At 72.2% G+C, this 14,314-nt stretch carries 12 protein-coding genes; 11 read left to right on the top strand and 1 reads right to left on the bottom strand.

Features of this window, described 5'->3' with window-relative positions:
• Positions 1-5: 5 nt before the first annotated feature.
• Positions 6-1,622, bottom strand: coding sequence for a glycosyltransferase family 2 protein (locus ACZ6R6_RS32655; RefSeq protein WP_470099879.1), 1,617 nt, complete (start codon positions 1,620-1,622; stop codon positions 6-8).
• Between the two features lie 212 nt (positions 1,623-1,834).
• On the opposite strand from ACZ6R6_RS32655, the gene thrC reads away from it, so the two are divergent.
• The 11 genes from thrC to ACZ6R6_RS32710 all read left to right on the top strand — a co-directional run bounded on the left by thrC (position 1,835) and on the right by ACZ6R6_RS32710 (position 14,292).
• The gene (thrC, locus tag ACZ6R6_RS32660; RefSeq protein ID WP_451930256.1) at positions 1,835-2,893 is read left to right on the top strand and encodes a threonine synthase; all 1,059 of its coding nucleotides are present in this window, start codon (positions 1,835-1,837) and stop codon (positions 2,891-2,893) included.
• A gap of 241 nt (positions 2,894-3,134) precedes the next feature.
• Positions 3,135-4,127 (top strand): homoserine kinase, encoded by a 993-nt coding sequence (locus ACZ6R6_RS32665; RefSeq protein ID WP_470099881.1) that lies wholly within the window; start codon positions 3,135-3,137, stop codon positions 4,125-4,127.
• Positions 4,128-4,592: 465 nt separating this feature from the next.
• Entirely contained in the window at positions 4,593-6,635 is a 2,043-nt protein-coding gene (gene rho / locus ACZ6R6_RS32670) for a transcription termination factor Rho (protein ID WP_470099883.1), read from the top strand.
• A gap of 218 nt (positions 6,636-6,853) precedes the next feature.
• Positions 6,854-8,173 (top strand): sensor histidine kinase, encoded by a 1,320-nt coding sequence (locus ACZ6R6_RS32675; RefSeq protein WP_470099885.1) that lies wholly within the window; start codon positions 6,854-6,856, stop codon positions 8,171-8,173.
• Between the two features lie 12 nt (positions 8,174-8,185).
• Positions 8,186-8,830 carry a response regulator transcription factor gene (locus tag ACZ6R6_RS32680; RefSeq protein WP_470099887.1) on the top strand — a complete coding sequence of 215 codons (645 nt, stop codon included), beginning with the start codon at positions 8,186-8,188 and terminating at the stop codon, positions 8,828-8,830.
• A 355-nt stretch (positions 8,831-9,185) separates the two neighbouring features.
• On the top strand, positions 9,186-9,404 hold the full coding sequence (gene rpmE, locus ACZ6R6_RS32685) for a 50S ribosomal protein L31 (protein WP_306856395.1): 219 nt from the start codon (positions 9,186-9,188) through the stop codon (positions 9,402-9,404).
• 111 nt (positions 9,405-9,515) lie between these two features.
• Positions 9,516-10,568, top strand: a complete 1,053-nt coding sequence (prfA, locus tag ACZ6R6_RS32690) for a peptide chain release factor 1 (RefSeq protein ID WP_306856396.1) — start codon at positions 9,516-9,518, stop codon at positions 10,566-10,568.
• Positions 10,569-10,577: 9 nt separating this feature from the next.
• The gene (gene prmC / locus ACZ6R6_RS32695) at positions 10,578-11,432 is read left to right on the top strand and encodes a peptide chain release factor N(5)-glutamine methyltransferase (protein WP_306856398.1); all 855 of its coding nucleotides are present in this window, start codon (positions 10,578-10,580) and stop codon (positions 11,430-11,432) included.
• 81 nt (positions 11,433-11,513) lie between these two features.
• A complete protein-coding gene (locus tag ACZ6R6_RS32700; RefSeq protein WP_306856400.1) occupies positions 11,514-12,179 on the top strand; it encodes an L-threonylcarbamoyladenylate synthase in 666 nt (221 codons plus the stop codon).
• A 108-nt stretch (positions 12,180-12,287) separates the two neighbouring features.
• Positions 12,288-13,895 (top strand): serine/threonine-protein kinase, encoded by a 1,608-nt coding sequence (locus ACZ6R6_RS32705; RefSeq protein ID WP_470099890.1) that lies wholly within the window; start codon positions 12,288-12,290, stop codon positions 13,893-13,895.
• Positions 13,896-13,911: 16 nt separating this feature from the next.
• Positions 13,912-14,292, top strand: coding sequence for a hypothetical protein (locus ACZ6R6_RS32710; protein WP_306856403.1), 381 nt, complete (start codon positions 13,912-13,914; stop codon positions 14,290-14,292).
• Positions 14,293-14,314 lie beyond the last annotated feature (22 nt).

Below are 14,314 nucleotides of genomic sequence, written 5' to 3' on the forward strand. Positions count from 1 at the left end.
CCGGCTCAGCCCCTGCGGATCGCGGAGCGGAACCTGTCGAGCCGGGACTTCGGCTTCCGCGCGGGCACCGTGAGCCCGCCCGCCCCGGCCTGCGCGGGCTTGTCCGCCGCGCTCCGCGCCGGCCTGTCCTCCGCGGCCTGCGCGGGCCTGTCCTCCGCCGGCCGGCCCCCCGCGGGCCTGTCGGCGGTGGCCCGCCCCGGCCTGCCCGCCGGAGCCGGGGCGGCGGCCCGGACCGGCCAGAACTCCGCCCGCTCGCCGTGCCGTACGCCGTGGGTGGCCCTGATCGAGGCGGGGACGTCGTCGGCGCCCAGCAGGAGCGCCCTGCCCAGCGCCTCGGTCCGCTCCAGCGTCGCCGAGCCGCCGTCGCCGAGGCCGACGACGAGCATGCCGGACCGGTCGCCCTGGACCGCGGCGATCATCCGCTCCAGCGAGTCGGGCCCCAGCGGGACCGAGACCGGACCCGTGTAGCGGAACGGGATCGGCGCGGGCGTGGCGGAGACCTCGTCGGCCAGCCGTACCCGCTCGTCGTGGGCGAAGTGCTCGCGCAGCAGCCGCAGCTCGAAGGAGGGGTCGCCGAGCACCGGGCGGCGGCCCGAGGTCAGCCGGGACCAGGGGGCGACCAGGGTGACCACCACATCGGTCACCGACCCCTCCAGTGCCGCGCTCACCGCCTCGCGCACCGGCCGGTCGTCCTTGACCTCGCCGTCGAGGTGGAGCACCACCTCCACGTACGGCACCAGCCACCGCCGGCCCCGGTCCTTGCGCAGGTCGCGGCGGAGCGGCACGCGGTGGGCGAGGTAGGGGCCGACCGCGCGGACCGCCCGGTCGCGGTCGCGGCGCTGCGCCGGGAGCCCCAGGTGCACGGCCTCGGCCGCCATCTCAGGGATGAAGACCACGCCGTGCGCGGCCAGCCGGTAGGCGAACTCGGTGTCCTCGCCCCGGAGCACGTCGGGGTCCACCCCGCCGACGGCGTGGAAGGTCTCCCGCAGCATCGACACCGTCGGTCCGGTGCACACGTGGTAGGGGTTGCGGCTGGTCCGCAGGCCGTCGGTGCGGGAGATGGTCTGTTCGGTGGAGCTGGCCAGCGCCTCCGACAGGTCGAAGACGGCTCCCAGCGGGCCCGTGCGCACGCCGTCGTACAGGTCGGCGGGGGAGATCTCGGGCTCCTTGAGGAACTTCTTGGCGCCGATGGCGACCAGGTAGCCGGCCAGGTGGTGCCAGCGGGCCATCGCCTCGATGTGCTCGCGGCAGACGACCATGTCGGCGTCCAGGCGGTGGATGATCCGGCCCTCGGCGAGGGCTGCCCCGGTGTTCACCGCGTGCGCGATGCCCCACCCCCCGGGGGCGGCGGCCACGATCCTGGTGTCCGGCGGGGCGATCTCCGGCAGCCGCAGAGGCGGGTCGCTGCCGTCGTCCACCACGATCACCTCCGTGAGGTGACCGGGGTAGGTCTGCGCCGCCAGGGCGGCGAGGGTCAGGTCGAGTCTGTGCTGGCCGCCGTGGGCGGGGATGACCACGCTCACCGGGAGCGCCGGGTCCCATCCGCCCAGCGCGGGCGGGTCCAGGGGGGAGTAGTCGTTGTGCCGGATCGGGGGCAGGTCGATCCCCGCTCCATCCGTCATGGTGTGGCGCCCCTTGTCTGCGTTACCGCTTGTCAAGTCCTGTCAACACTATCCCCGCATGCTTAGGGTTTCCTGTGGGCGGGCGGGGAAGTCGCCCGCGCTGTCCATTGGGTGGACGGCGCATCCCATCGCGGAGGCCGTTGCCCGTAGACTCGTTGCCTAACACCGCAGGTAGGACGCGCACGGTGTACCCGTGCGCGGGAGGAGCAATCATGACCAGGGCGTGGCGTGGCCTCATCGAGGAGTACCGTGACCGACTTCCGGTGACCACGGCGACGCCCGTCGTCACGCTCCTGGAGGGCGGCACGCCGCTCGTCCCGGCGCACCGGGTCTCGGCGCTGACCGGCTGCGACGTCTATCTCAAGGTCGAGGGCGCGAACCCGACCGGCAGCTTCAAGGACCGTGGCATGACCATGGCCATCAGCAAGGCCGTCGAAGACGGCGCGAAGGCCGTCATCTGCGCCTCCACCGGCAACACCAGCGCCTCCGCCGCCGCCTACGCGGTCCGCGCGGGCCTGACCTGTGCCGTGCTGGTGCCCCGGGGCAAGATCGCGATGGGCAAGCTGGCCCAGGCGCTGGTCCACGGGGCCACGCTGCTCCAGGTCGAGGGTTCCTTCGACGACTGCCTGGAGATGACCAGGAAGCTGTCGGAGAACTACCCCATCGCGCTGGTCAACTCGGTGAACCCGTTCCGGCTCCAGGGCCAGAAGACCGCGGCCTTCGAGATCGTCGACGCGCTCGGCGACGCGCCCGACATCCACTGCATCCCGGTCGGCAACGCGGGCAACATCTCCGCCTACTGGATGGGCTACACCGAATACGCCGCCGACGGCGTCTCCACCAAGACGCCCCGGATGTTCGGCTTCCAGGCCAGCGGCGCCGCGCCGATCGTCAACGGAGCGCCGGTGACCCACCCGCACACGATCGCCACCGCCATCCGCATCGGCAACCCCGCCTCCTGGCAGCTCGCCGAGGCCGCCCGTGACGAGTCCGGCGGCGTCATCCAGGCCGTCACCGACCGTCAGATCGCCGCCGCCTACAAGCTGCTGGCCCAGGAGGAGGGCGTGTTCGTCGAGCTCGCCTCCGCCGCCAGCGTGGCCGGCCTGCTCCAGGCCCACGGGCAGGGCCTCGTCGAGCCGGGCCGTCGCATCGTCTGCACGGTGACCGGCAACGGCCTCAAGGACCCCGACTGGGCCATCTCCGGGGCGCCCACCCCGGTGACGATCCCCATCGACGCCCACGCCGCGGCCACGGCGCTCGGCCTCGCCTAGCGTGCCGTGCCCGCCGTGACGGCACCGGTACGGCGGGGCGTCCCCGCGACGCCCCGCGCCCGCCGGCGCCGTCCCGCCGTGCTGTCCCATGTCCCGCCGTGACGTCCCGCCCGCCGTGGCTTCTCATGTCCCGCCGTGACGTCCCGCACCGACCGCCATCCGCGCACCGCGCCGAACAGTCAGATAGGAGGAGGGGCTCCCTCCCTATGGCCAAGCCAGGGGCCTGCGCCCCAGAATTTCGATGACCGACAGCAGCAGGGTCGTCGTCCGGGTCCCGGCGACGTCAGCCAACCTCGGCCCCGGGTTCGACGCCCTGGGGCTGGCCCTCGGCCTCTACGACGAGGTCGAGGTCAGCCTGGTGGAGCCCCCGGGCGGCCCCGGGTCCCGGAGCGTCGCCATCGTGGTCGAGGGCGAGGGGGAGGGCGAGCTCGATCTGGGCGAGGGCCATCTCATCGTCAAGACGATGCGCACGACCTTCGACCGGATGGGCCTGCCGCAGCCGCGCGGCATCCGGCTGCGCTGCCTCAACCGCATCCCGCACGCCCGGGGGCTGGGCTCCTCCTCGGCGGCGACCTGCGCGGGCATCCTCGCCGCGCGGGCGCTGGCCGGCACGCCCTACCCGGCCGTGCCCGGCCCGGAGGGGGCCGTCCCCGGCCGTCCGGAGGCGGCCGCCCGCTTCACCGACGACGACGTCTTCGCGCTGGCCACCGAGATCGAGGGGCACCCCGACAACGTGGCCCCGTGCCTGGCGGGCGGGCTGACCATCGCGTGGACGGACCAGTCGGACGCACCGCATATGGTGAAGCTGATCCCACACGCCGACATCCGGCCCGTGGCCATCATCCCCAGGCACCGGCTGTCCACAGAGGTCGCCCGGGGGCTGCTCCCCAAGGACGTGCCGCACGCCGACGCGTCCGCGAACGCCGGACGGGCCGCGCTGCTGATCGCGGCGCTGACCGGCCGGCCGGAGCGGGAACTCCTGCTGGCCGCCACCGAAGATCGGCTGCACCAGAACTACCGCGCGCCTGCGATGCCGCAGAGCGTGGATCTGGTACAACGTCTGCGCGGGCTCGGCGTCCCTACGGTCGTCTCGGGAGCGGGCCCCACAATTCTTGCGTTTTCGACAGTGGATACGCAGGATTTGATCGCACCGGAAGTGGGTACTGATTGGCACATCCAGCCACTGGATGTCGAAACCCGCGGTGCCTGCGTTGGCTCTCCCGAGACACGCTGATGCCTCTTCGACCTTCAGGGAATAGCTGTGTGCGCTGGTGATGTTAGGCTGGTAGCCGCACCAGGTGCCCCCTTGTTGGGTGCGTGCTTGTCAGCCACACATCGCTGCATCATGTCCCACTCCGTGGGGCGTGAGCGCCGCAGTGGCCTCCCCGAATCCGTCCCCTCCGAATGCTCCACATTCGGTTGGGGTAACGAGAGGCGGCGTCTGAGGGGACACGCGCGTTCGAATTACCTCGACATCTGGTTGCCGGTAGCAATCCGGGGGGTGTCCTCCAAGCCCCACCGTCGGCGAATCTCGATGGTGACGGCATGGATGTGCCCTTCTCCGACAGTGGCGGCGGTCCTCACGGGCCGTCGAGGATCGCAACGTGCAACCCGACCCGGTCTGTCCCACCGGGTTGATCGCACCACCGGGACGATTGGCTGATCGTGGCCACGCCCGACCCCTGGGAAGGACCCATTAGTGAGCGACACCACCGAACTCCTCTCCGACGCCGCCGGCGCGCCGCCGGCGGCCGGCGACACCCCCACCCGCGCCGCGGCCCGGCCGCGCCGTCGCTCCGGCACCGGCCTGTCCGCCATGGTGCTGCCTGAGCTGCAGGCCATGGCCTCCGGGCTTGGCATCAGCGGGACCGGGCGGATGCGCAAGAGCCAGCTCATCGCGGCCATCCAGGAGAAGCAGGGCGTATCACCCGAGAGCGCCCCTGCTCCCGCCGCCGCTGTCAAGGAGACTCCGCCGGCTCCCGCCGTCGCGGCCGAGCCGGTCGCCGAGCGCCCGGCCCGCAGCCGCAGGGAACGTTCCCGTCCGGCCGTCGCCGCCGAGCCCGTGGCCGAGCAGGCGCCCGCCGCGCCCGAGCCCGTGGCCGTGGCCGCGGCCGCTCCCGTGGTGGAGCAGCAGGCCGAGGCCGTTCAGGCCGACAGCCGTCCCGAGCGTGGCGAGAGCCGTCGGGAGCGCGGCGACCGCCGCAGTCGCAACAGCGACCGTGGCGAGCGCACCGGCGACCGCCGTGAGCGCGGCGACGGCCGTGGCGACCAGCGCGCCGCCGACGCGGGCCAGAGCCGCGGTGAGCGCGGCGACCGCGGCGAGCGTAACGACCGCGGCGAGCGTAACGACCGCGGCGAGCGCGGCGAGCGTAACGACCGCGGCGAGCGCAACGACCGAGTGAACGACCGCGCCGAGCGGGGCGAGCGCGCCGAGCGGGGCGACCGCGGTGACCGCGGCCCGCAGAACCGTGGCCCGCAGGACCGCGGCGACCAGCACGGCGTCGGCGACGACGACGACCGCCGCGGCCGCCGCGGCCGGTTCCGGGAGCGCAACCGCCGTGGCCGTGACCGCTTCGACAGCAACGAGCCCGTGGTCGGCGACGACGACGTCCTGATCCCGATCGCCGGCATCCTGGACATCCTCGACAACTACGCGTTCGTGCGGACCAGCGGCTACCTGCCCGGCTCCAACGACGTCTACGTCTCCCTGGCCCAGATCCGCCGCAACGGCCTGCGCAAGGGCGACGTCGTCACCGGCGCCGTCCGCCAGCCCCGCGACGGCGAGCGCCGCGAGAAGTTCAACGCGCTCGTCCGCCTCGACACGGTCAACGGCATGGACCCGGAGCAGGCGCGGCAGCGGCCCGACTTCAACAAGCTCACGCCGCTGTACCCGCAGGAGCGGCTCCGCCTGGAGACCGAGCCCAACGTCCTGAGCACGCGGATCATCGACCTCGTCTCGCCGATCGGCAAGGGCCAGCGCGGCCTCATCGTCTCCCCGCCCAAGGCCGGTAAGACGATGGTGCTCCAGGCGATCGCCAACGCGATCACGCGCAACAGTCCCGAGTGCCACCTGATGGTCGTCCTCGTGGACGAGCGTCCGGAAGAGGTCACCGACATGCAGCGCTCGGTCAAGGGCGAGGTCATCCACTCGACCTTCGACCGCCCCGCCGAGGACCACACCACGGTCGCCGAGCTCGCCATCGAGCGCGCCAAGCGTCTGGTGGAGCTGGGCCACGACGTGGTCGTGCTGCTCGACTCGATCACCCGTCTGGGCCGGGCCTACAACCTGGCGGCCCCGGCCTCCGGCCGCATCCTGTCGGGTGGTGTCGACTCCACGGCGCTCTACCCGCCCAAGCGCTTCTTCGGCGCCGCCCGCAACATCGAGAACGGCGGCTCGCTGACGATCCTCGCCACCGCGCTGGTCGAGACCGGCTCGAAGATGGACGAGGTCATCTTCGAGGAGTTCAAGGGCACCGGCAACATGGAGCTCAAGCTCAACCGCTCCCTGGCCGACAAGCGCATCTTCCCGGCGGTGGACGTCGACGCGTCCAGCACCCGCAAGGAAGAGATCCTCATGTCGAAGGACGAGCTGCAGATCGTCTGGAAGCTGCGCCGGGTGCTCCACGCCCTGGACATGCAGCAGGCACTGGAGCTGCTCCTGGAGAAGATGAGGGAGACCAAGTCCAACGCGGAGTTCCTCCTCCAGGTCCAGAAGACGACGGTCAGCTCCGACCGCGACTGATCACCTCGCTGTACGGCTCACGCCCCGGCCCCACGGCCGGGGCGTCTGTCGTCTCCGGGCCCTTGTGCGGGCGCACTCTTCGGGATATCCATGCTTCAGGACGTCCGCCCGCCCCACCTCACCGCGCCCCGGGGACCGGCGGGCATTTCACCGCGCCCCGGCCCCGGCGGGCCCGGGCGCGGACCGTGATCGCAGCGCACGGAGCCAGAGGGGGGCGTATGACGGCCGAGACGGCGGTGGGCGGACCGGTGGCGCGCACGCCGTTGTGCCGGCGGGTGCCGCTGGGGCCGAACGGGCCGCTCGGGATGATCGTCGACCCGATGACCTGGCGCGCCGTGCCGTACCTGCTGGTGAGCATGTTCTACGGCATCACCTGCGCCGCCTTCCTGGCGTCGGCGATCCCGCTCTCGCTCAGCCTGGTGGTCGTGTGGGCGGGGGTGCCGCTGGCCGCGCTGACCATGTTCGCCTGGCGCGGTGCGGCGATGCTGGAGCGCAGGCTGCTCGGCCTGGCCTTCGGCGTCACGATCCGCGACCCCTACCGCCCCTCCCGGCGCGACAACCTGTTCCTGCGCTGGAAGGACGTGTTCGTCGACCCGGCCACCTGGAAGGACCTCCTCTATCTGGTGCTGTTGGTGCCGGTGGGGATCGTGGAGTTCGTCGTCTCGGCGGTCCTGTGGTCGCTGGCACTCGGCCTGATCGTCGCGCCCACGGCCCTGCTGCTCGCCGGCGGCCCGCTGACGATCACCGACGGGGTGCAGGTCGGCACCGTGCCGGAGGCGCTGCTGTGCGTGCCCGCCGGGCTGGGGATCTTCCTCGTCGCGCTCTACGCGACGCGGGGGATGGCCTGGCTGCACGGGATGCTCGGTCTCGCGCTGCTGGGCGCGGGGGAGAAGAACCTGCTGGCCGCCAGGGCGGCCCACCTGCGGGCCAGCCGGGCACGCGGGGTCGACGCGGCCGAGGCCGAACGGCGCAGGATCGAACGCGACCTGCACGACGGCGCCCAGCAGCGGCTGCTGTCGGTCGCCATCGACCTGGGCCGGGCCCAGGCCAGGCTGGACTCCGACCCGCAGGGCGCCCGGGAGCTCATCGCCCAGGCCCACGCCGGCACCAAGGCGGCGATCGCCGAGCTGCGCGATCTCGCCCGGGGCATCCACCCGGCGATCCTCACCGACCGGGGGCTGGACGCGGCGCTGTCCTCGCTCGCGGCCCGGGCGCCCGTACGGGTGGACCTGTCGGTGGAGGTCTCCCACCGCCCTCCGGCCGCCGTGGAGAGCATCGCCTACTTCATCGTGGCCGAGTCCCTGACCAACATGGTCAAGCACTCCGAGGCGACCGAGGCGTCGATCCGGGTCAGCCGGCGGGGCCAGCGGGTGGTGGTCGAGGTGCACGACAACGGGGTCGGCGCCGCGGTGCCGCGCGCCGGAGGCGGCCTCGCGGGGCTGGCGGACCGGGCCGCGACCATCGACGGCACGCTGAGCGTGGACAGCCCGCTCGGCGGTCCCACGCTGATCCGCGCCGAACTGCCCTGCGAGTGGTGAAAACTTGAGCCCATGCGGGTGGTGATCGCCGAAGACTCGGTGCTGTTGCGTGAGGGGCTCGCCCGGTTGCTGGCCGACGGCGGGATCGAGACCGTCGGGGTGGCGGGGGACGGCCCCGGCCTGGTGACCGCGGTGGCCGAGCACGCTCCCGACCTGGCGGTCGTGGACGTGCGGATGCCGCCGAGCCACACCGACGAGGGGCTGCGCGCCGCCCTGGAGGCCAGGTCCCGGCGGCCGGGGCTGCCGATCCTGGTGCTGTCGCAGTATGTCGAGCAGCAGTACGCCACCGAGCTGATCGGCGGGGGCGCCGCGGGGGTCGGCTACCTGCTCAAGGAGCGGATCGCCGACGTGTCGGAGTTCCTCGACGCGGTGCGCCGGGTGGCGGCCGGGGGGACGGTCATCGATCCCGAAGTGATCGCGCAACTGCTGAGCCGCCACCGCCGGGACGATCCGCTGGAGTCCCTGACCACCAGGGAACGGGAGGTCCTGGCCCTGATGGCCGAGGGCCGCTCCAACGCGGCGGTCGCCGCGCGGCTGGCGGTCACCGACGGCGCGGTGGAGAAGCACATCTCCGGCATCTTCTCCAAGCTCGGCCTCGAACCCGCCTCCGACGACCACCGCCGGGTCCTCGCCGTCCTGGCCTACCTGGGCAGATGAGACGGCGCCCGGCGGTGTCCACCGTCGGAAACCGTCCCCATGTGTCCTGGCCGCCGACACGGCCGGTGCCGTACGGGCGGACCTTGCCCGCCCTCTGGACGAGGTAAATATTCGGTAAAATTACGATTTGAGCACTGGAGCCGGTGGGGCCGTTGTGACCTGTCCACAAACGCGGGCCATGCGCGCGGGGAATGTCTTGTGGCCTGGGGTGGTTGGAGCATCTGGCACACTGGTAGCCGAACCGCAGCGGTTCCGGTTCCCGCCCGCGCGCACCTCAGTGTGCACACCGCGCGCAAGCCTGACAGGCGAGAGACAGTGGCGACCCGGCGACCGCGCCCTGGAGAGGACTGAAGCCATGAAGCCCGACATTCACCCGGAGTACGTGACCACCGAGGTGACCTGCACCTGTGGTAACTCCTTCACCACGCGCAGCACCGCCAAGAGCGGCGTGATCCACGCCGACGTGTGCTCGGCCTGCCACCCGTTCTACACGGGCAAGCAGAAGATCCTGGACACCGGCGGCCGGGTGGCGCGCTTCGAGAAGCGCTTCGGCAAGAAGACCACGGGCCAGTAGCCCACACTCGACGCCGGCCCGGAACCACCCCCGCGTTCTCCGAGGGGGCACCCGGGTCGGCGTTCGTGGTGATTAGGCAGGCTCGGAAGGGCTTTTCAGGAAGGACGCACGGTGAATCTCGACGAGCTGCTCAGTGAGTACGCCGAGCTGGAACTCAAGCTCGCCGACCCCGCCGTGCACGCCAACCCGACGCAGGCACGCACCTTCGGCAGGCGCTACGCCGAGCTGACCCCGATCGTCAACACCCATCGGGAGCTCGAAGGCGTCCGCGACGACCTGGCCACGGCCAAGGAGCTGGCGGCCGAGGACGAGGCCTTCGCCGAGGAGGCCAGAGAGCTCGAAGGGCGCGTCCCCGAGCTGGAGGACAAGCTCAGGCACCTGCTCGTCCCGCGTGATCCCAACGATGACAAGGACATCATCATGGAGATCAAGGCGGGCGAGGGCGGCGAGGAGTCGGCGCTGTTCGCCGGCGACCTCCTGCGGATGTACCTGCGCTACGCCGAGCGGATCGGCTGGAAGACCGAGCTCATCGACGCCACCCACTCCGACCTGGGCGGCTACAAGGACGTCACGGTCGCCCTGAAGGCCAGGGGCGACGAGGGCGTCTGGTCGAAGCTGAAGTTCGAGGGCGGCGTGCACCGCGTCCAGCGGGTGCCGGTCACCGAGTCGCAGGGCCGCATCCACACCAGCGCGGCGGGCGTCCTGGTCTATCCGGAGGCCGAGGAGGTCGACGTCCAGATCGACCCGAACGACCTGCGCATCGACGTCTACCGCTCCAGCGGCCCCGGCGGGCAGAGCGTCAACACCACCGACTCGGCGGTGCGGATCACGCACATCCCGACCGGCGTGGTCGCCTCCTGCCAGAACGAGAAGAGCCAGCTCCAGAACAAGGAGTCGGCCATGCGCATCCTCCGGGCCCGGCTGCAGGCCATCGCCGAGGAGGAGGCCAACGCCGCCGCGATGGCCGAGCGCAAGTCCCAGATCCGGACGGTCGACCGCTCCGAGCGCATCCGCACCTACAACTTCCCCGAGAACCGCATCTCCGACCACCGTGTCGGCTTCAAGGCCTACAACCTTGATCAGGTTCTGGACGGTGACCTCACGGCCGTCATCCAGTCCCTGCTTGACGCCGAGATGGCGGAGAAGCTCGCCGCCCACTCATAGAACGCGCCCATGACCTTTCTGCTGGACGAGATCGCCCTCGCCACCGCCCGGCTCGCCGAGGCAGGTGTGCCGTCGCCACGCACCGACGCCGAGGAGATCGCGGCATATGTCCACGGTGTACGGCGCAGCGAGCTGCACAACGTGACAGACGCGGACTTCGACGCGCTCTTCTGGGAGGGCGTCGCCCGGCGTGAGGCCCGCGAACCGCTCCAGCACATCACCGGGCGCGCCTACTTCCGCTATCTCTCCCTGGAGGTCGGGCCGGGCGTGTTCGTGCCGCGCCCGGAGACCGAGGTCGTGGCCGGATGGGCCATCGAGCGGCTGAGGGAGATGGACGTCGCCTCGCCGGTGGTCGTGGACCTCGGCACCGGCTCCGGCGCCATCGCGCTGTCCATCGCCCAGGAGATCGCGCTCGCCACGGTGCACGCGGTCGAGGTCGACCCCGACGCCTACCGCTGGGCCAAGCGCAACATCCTGGAGCACGGCCAGGGCCGGGTCCACCTGCACCCGGAGGACCTGGCCGACGCCCTGTCCGAGCTCGACGGCCAGGTGGACCTGGTCATCTCCAACCCGCCCTACATCCCGCCGGGCGCGATCCCCCGCGACCCCGAGGTGCGCGACTACGACCCGCACCGGGCACTGTACGGCTCGGGCAGCGACGGTCTCGACGAGGTCAGGGCGGTGGAACGGACCGCCAGGCGGCTGCTGCGGCCCGGCGGGTTCGTCGCCGTGGAGCACGCCGACCAGCAGGGCACCCCGGTCTATCTGATCTTCTCCGAGGACAACGGCTGGCGTGACGTCCGCAGCCGCCAGGACCTCACCCGCCGGGACCGCTTTGTCACCGCCCGTTTCGGTCAGGAATAGGATGGCACGGCGTGGGCGGGCGAGCACGTGAACGCAGCAGCTTCGGCTCACTGATGACGAGCCGCCAGGTGAGGAGGCACAGTGAGCCGACAGTATGACTGCATGGACGCCGCGCAGCGGGCCGACGGCCTGACCGACGCGGCCTCGGCCGTACGGCGGGGCGAGCTCGTGGTGCTGCCGACCGACACCGTCTACGGCATCGGCGCCGACGCCTTCACCCCGGCCGCCGTCACCTCCCTGCTGGAGGCCAAGGGGCGCGGCCGGGACATGCCGGTGCCCGTGCTGGTCGGCACCGTGCGCGCCGCCAACGCCCTCGTGGAGAACCTCGGTCCCTACGGCCAGGACCTCGTCGACTCCTTCTGGCCCGGCCCGCTGACGCTGATCTGCCGCGCCAACCGGTCGCTGTCGTGGGACCTGGGCGACAGCAAGGGCACCGTCGCGATCCGGATGCCCCTGCACCCGGTCGCCCTGGAGCTGCTCAAGGAGACCGGGCCGATGGCCGTCTCCAGCGCCAACCGCTCCGGCGCCCCCGCCGCCACCACGGCGGCCGACGCCGAAAAGCAGCTCGGCGACTCGGTGGCGGTCTATCTCGACGGCGGCCCGTGCCCCGACAACGTCCCCTCCACGATCCTCGACCTGACCACGGCGGTCCCCAGGCTGCTGCGCCGGGGGGCCGTCCCGGTGGAGAAGCTGCGCGGCGTGATCGGCTACGTGGCCACGGACGCGGGCCCGGAGGCCGACGACTGACCGGTCGGTCCACGGCTTATGCCGTGATCGATGCCGTCTGATTATCATCGTGACGCCGGGCTGTCTCCCCGGTACCGTGAAGTGCGCCGACACTTCCGGGAGACGCCCATGGGCAAGTTCGACGGAATGGACCCCGAGCTGGTCCGTGATCTGCTGTCCGAGGTCAAGCAGGCGGTCACGCGGATGCGTGACGCCGAGGGCCGGGTCACCCAGCTGATGAGCGGGGCGGGGCTCTCCTCGCAGTCGGCCCACCGTCCGTCGCAGGTCGCCGACGCGTGCGAGGTGATGGTCCGCGACGTCTCCGCCCGGGTGGCGTTGCTGGAGAAGAAGATCAAGCAGGAGGCGGCGCCCGCGGCCGAGCCGAGGGCCGGGGAGCCGAAGACCGCCGACCCGGGCTCCGGGACGGACGGGAAGTCCGAGCCCCGGCCGGCGACGCCGAAGGCCGAGGATCTGAAGCCTGCCGTCCCCAGGGGCGACGAGGGGCCGCCGGCGCGCGAGCACCCCCAGGCCGACCGGCCTAAGGACGGCTCGGAGCCGGACTCCAGGCCCGATCCCAAGCCCGACACCGGCTCCAAGGGTGAGGAGTCGTCCCCCCGGGACACCGGTCACAAGGGCGACTCCAAGGGTGAGGAGTCGTCCCCCCGGGACACCGGCTCCAAGGGTGAGGAGCCCTCATCCCGCGACACCGGCTCAGACTCCAAGGACGGCACCGGTTCCAAGGGCGATGAGACCTCTCCCCGGCACGGGGGGCCCACCTCCGACAGGTCCGGGGACGACGACGGTTCCCGCAAGGTGAACGTCTACGACCCCCGGCTGGAGAACGTCTCCGACAGCGGCTCCGACCTCAAGCCCGACACCGGTTCGAAGGGTGATGAGACCTCTCCGCGGGATGGGGGGTCTGTTCCTGACGGGTCGGGGGAGGGTTTTGATCCTCCGGTGGAGAATGTCACCGATGACGGTCCGGGTGTGGGTTCGCAGGACGGTGCCGGTTCTGATTCCAAGGACGGCACGGGTTCGAAGGGTGATGAGACCTCTCCGCGGGACGGGGGCTCCGCCTCCGACGGCGACATCCTGGACACCGCGCGGAAGGACCACCCCGACGACATCGACCAGCGCGGCGACATGAAGCCGAGGGTCGTGGCGGTGGACGGCGTGCCGGTCCTCCAGGTCCCCCTCGACTCGCCCACGGCGGCGGAGGTCGCCGAGCTGCTGAAGAACATCGAGGACATCCCGCCGCTGGAGATGCCCGGCGCCGACGGCGGCTCCGACACCGCCGCCCGGCCCGACCGGATCGAGCCCCGCACGGCGCCGCCGTGGACCGACTCCGGCGTCCCCGTCCCCGACACGGCCGACCCCGGCCCGGCGTTCCAGCCGCCGGACGGGCAGGAGAGCGGCACCCGGTCGGCCGGGCACGCCCCCGGGGGCGCGGAGACACGGCCCGCCGTCGGCGAGGCGGCCGCGTGGCAGGCCGACGGCGACGTGGTCTCGGTCCAGGCGGACCCGCCGAGCGCCGAGGCGCTCAAGACGCTGGCCGACAACGCGCGCGGCGTCGAGCCGGTGGACATGCCGAGCGTTCGGGTGCCCGACGGCGAGACGTGGGGCGAGGGCGCGTGGGCGCCCATGGACGTCGGGCCGGACGGCCCGGCGGGCGACGTGGATCCGGGAGACCCGCTGCGGCCGATCCCGCCACCCGGCGGACGGTCGGGCGGGCAGTGAGCGTGAGGAGCCTGTGATGTTCGTGGATCCACCAGCACCGCAGCCGCTGCAGCCGGGAGAGACCCCGCCCGCCTCGGGGAGTCTCGGCCTGCCCTCCCCCGACAGGGCCACCTCGTGGGAGTTCAACCCCGACTACCAGCGGCTGGTCACGATGTGGCGGCAGGTGCTGCCCGCCCTCGACGACCTGGCGGCCAGCCTCGACAGGGCCTACCAGCTGGCCAGGAGCCGAGACGTCTGGGACGCCCCGGTGTCGGGACGCTACGTGAAGGAGATGGCCGAGTGGCGCACCCGCCTCGGCCTCTACCGGCAGGCGATCCTCACCTCGATCAGCGACCAGGCGGCCGACACCCCGAGGTGGGTGCCCGCCAACGCCGGGGCCCCGCACGCGTTCTCGTGACGGCGCGTTCCGGTGATGGCGC

This window comes from Streptosporangium sp. NPDC048886 (genome assembly GCF_055586905.1).